2 protein-coding genes are annotated in these 1,384 nt (G+C 63.2%); one reads left to right on the top strand and one right to left on the bottom strand.

The annotated features are described in order from the left end of the window. Positions 1-410: methyl-accepting chemotaxis protein (locus L9Z73_RS30550; RefSeq protein ID WP_247408686.1), on the top strand; the 410-nt coding region annotated here is incomplete at its 5' end. A 151-nt stretch (positions 411-561) separates the two neighbouring features. Here the strand turns inward: L9Z73_RS30550 and L9Z73_RS30545 are convergent. After that, on the bottom strand, positions 562-1,384 hold an 823-nt coding region (locus tag L9Z73_RS30545), incomplete at its 5' end, for a 2-hydroxyacid dehydrogenase (RefSeq protein WP_247408685.1).

Below are 1,384 nucleotides of genomic sequence, written 5' to 3'. Positions count from 1 at the left end.
TCGCCGTGGTGGCGGACGAGGTGCGGGCGCTGGCCCATCGCACCGCGCAGTCGACCCAGGAAATCGAGAAAATGGTCGCCGGTATCCAGAACGGCACCGGTGAAGCCGTGCAATCGATGCAACAGAGCAACCAGCGGACCCATAACACCCTGGAACTGGCCCGTGCGGCCGGCGTGGCACTGGAGCAGATCACCCAGTCGATCAGCCTGATCAACGAGCGCAACCTGGTGATCGCCAGCGCTTCGGAGGAGCAGGCCCAGGTGTCGCGTGAAGTGGACCGCAATCTGGTCAACATCCGCGACCTGGCGACCCAGTCGGCGGCCGGCGCCAACCAGACCAGCGCGGCCAGCCATGAGCTGTCGCGCCTGGCGGTGGATTTGAATGCGATGGTGGCCAGGTTCGTTATCTGACCAACTTTGCAATGCAATCCAAATGTGGGAGGGGCGGTGCGACGATTCGACTTGCTCCCGATGGCGCTGGATCAGTCAGTAGATGAGTTGACTGACCCACCGCCATCGGGAGCAAGCCCCCTCCCACATTTGCGCTATGTTGTGTCAGAAGCTATTGCGCCCAGGCGCCTGGATTGACCAGGTTTTTCGGCTTCTGACCCGCTAGCGCCGCGAGCAGATTATCCACCGCGCACTCGGCCATCGCTTCGCGCGTTTCATGGGTCGCCGAGCCGATATGCGGCGTTGCCACCACATTGTTCAAACGCAGCAACGGCGAATCGTGGGGCAGCGGTTCGCGCTCGAACACATCCAGCCCCGCCGCGCGAATCGTGTGTTGCTGCAAGGCTTCGATCAGCGCGGCTTCATCCACCACTTTGCCGCGTGAGATATTGATAAAGATCGTCTGCGGCCCCATCAGCGCGAATTCTTCAGCGCCGATCAACCGCTCGGTTTCGGCGGTGAGCGGCAGTGTCAGGCAGACGAAATCCGCTTGTTGCAGCAAGTCTTTCAGGCTGCGGTACTGCGCGCCGAACCGCTTTTCCACCTGCGGCTTGGGCGAGTGGCTGTGGTAGAGCACCGGCATGCCAAAGCCAAAATGCCCGCGCTGGGCCAGCGCTTCACCAATGCGGCCCATGCCGATGATGCCCAGGGTCTTGCCATGCACATCGCTGCCGAAATGCGCCGGGCCGATGTTCTTGTTCCACTGGCCGGCACGTACCATATCGGCCAGTTCGACCACCCGGCGCGCGGTGGCGAGGATCAGCGCGAAGCCGGTGTCGGCGGTGGTTTCGGTCAGCACATCGGGTGTGTTGCTGAGCAGGATGCCGCGCTGGGTCAGGTACTCGACGTCGTAGTTGTCGACGCCGACGGACACGCTGGCCACCGCCTCCAACTGCGGTGCCAGGTCCAGCAGGGTGGCGTCCAGGCGCAGGCTC

It is taken from the genome of Pseudomonas emilianonis (assembly GCF_023072625.1).
Lineage (GTDB): Bacteria > Pseudomonadota > Gammaproteobacteria > Pseudomonadales > Pseudomonadaceae > Aquipseudomonas > Aquipseudomonas paraveronii.
This window is presented reverse-complemented; position numbering and strand designations above follow the sequence as displayed.